General features: G+C 62.3%; 1 protein-coding gene. It reads left to right on the forward strand.

The genetic code is table 11. The features are described 5' to 3' along the window. Nucleotides 1-685: 685 nt before the first annotated feature. Nucleotides 686-1,249: a TrmH family RNA methyltransferase gene (locus NZM16_RS07475; protein WP_295479667.1), complete on the forward strand. Its 564-nt coding sequence runs from the start codon at nt 686-688 to the stop codon at nt 1,247-1,249. The last annotated feature ends 344 nt before the right edge of the window (nt 1,250-1,593 follow it).

Raw genomic sequence — 1,593 nt, forward strand, 5'->3', positions numbered from 1 at the left:
CGAGAGGCCGATCCGCAGGCCGAGCGCCGCGCCTGGGAGCTCGGGAGCGATCGCACGGTCCGCCTCTGGCGGCCCCTCGGGCTTGCCCCAGTTCGTCATCGATCCCGCCCCCCTTGTTCCCTTCGGTCTTGCCCCATGTTAAACTCATCCGGGAGTTTGGGAGAGATCCCGCTGGCGATGTGCGACTTCTGGTTCTCCCGGGGTTTTGGAGCTGGGGTGCCGCTGAAGGCAGCGCCCCAGCCCAAAACCCTTTAAGAGTTACGCCTTAAGAGTTACGCCGTTCGCCTCCTCGGGGGGCTTTGAGGGCGGAGCCGGGCACCTTCAGTGCTCGGCTCCGCCCCTGAAATGGTGTCCCCCCTTCCCACGGCCCTTTGGGCTGTGGGGAGGGGAGACACAGAGGGTAGGGCCTCTCCACCTCGTTCGACCAACTTCCAACCGCATAACTCCGAAGAACGATTAAATTCTTAGGCTCATGTTCAGAACCTGCGCCGCTGTCCGGGCCCGGAGATGGGGAGTAGGGAGATCGAACCCTTTCCCCAGCCATCGGGCGGTTCGATCTCAGGTTTGCCCGAACGTTGGGCATGAGCCGATTTTTGCGGTCGGGGGGATCACCTTCAGTGGCCTCCCGGCCCCCTGAAAGCTCCCAGGAGGAGAATAGACCGGATCGATTGGAGGATGGTGAGGGATGGCGGGTTGGATGCGAGTTGAAGAGTTCCGGATTCGATCGGAGACCCGGCGACAGCGCTTGCGGGGGCTGGCCGGGCTGCCGCACTTCCCTTACGCGGTAGCGGCCTTCAGTCTGGGGGAAGGGGATAAAACGGTGGGCCTGATCTGTCGGAGCGCGGTGGCCTGGGGCGCGGAGCGCTTGCTGGTGATCGGCTCCCCGCTCTGGGATCGGACCACCGCATGCGCGACCGACGAATGGATCCGAATCGAACGCTTCCCTTCGATAGCCGACTTTCTGGCATGGATGGAGAGTGAGGACTGTCCTTACGAGCCGGTGATCGCCGAAAAGACGGCGTCTTCTATCCCCCTGCAGGCCTTTACGTTCCCCCGGCGGATGCTGCTGATCCTGGGGCACCCCTCCTTTGGGGTTCCGGATTCCCTGCTCTGGCGGGCGCCTCAGGTGCACATCGAGACCGCTCTGCCGGTCCCCAGCCTCAACGTCGCCGTTGCCGCGGGAATCCTGCTCTACCATTATTGGCGTCAGGTATGGGGAGGGGAATCCCCCTCCACTTCCAATGTCTGACCTTGCGCCGCTTGAGGCGGATTGCGCCTCCTGATTGGAAGACCCTGGAGGTTTTGCAAGCAGGTGAAGCTTCCGACAAAATGGATTTATCCCCCCTAAGGGCCTTGAGGAAGGGGGATTCTAGGGGAAGGCCGGTAGGCTCCTTCACTTACGCATGATATGAATTCTATTCGCATGGACACGGTGAGCCCTTATGGAAAGAGCCGATGAAGCCCCTTCTCCCTCCCCACGGCTCTGAGAGCCGTGGGGAGGGATGAAGTAAAGAAGCGTGGGGGTCGGGCGGCCCGCCCGACCCCCTAATCCCCAGGAAAGGATCCATCGTTAGCGTAAGCGGCGTCGAATTC

This window comes from Thermoflexus sp., assembly GCF_025055495.1.
GTDB lineage: Bacteria > Chloroflexota > Anaerolineae > Thermoflexales > Thermoflexaceae > Thermoflexus.

Coding starts and splice junctions, on each gene's coding strand:
- NZM16_RS07475 (WP_295479667.1), top strand. CDS start 686: ATGGCGGGTTGGATGCGAGTTGAAGAGTTCCGGATTCGATCGGAGACC.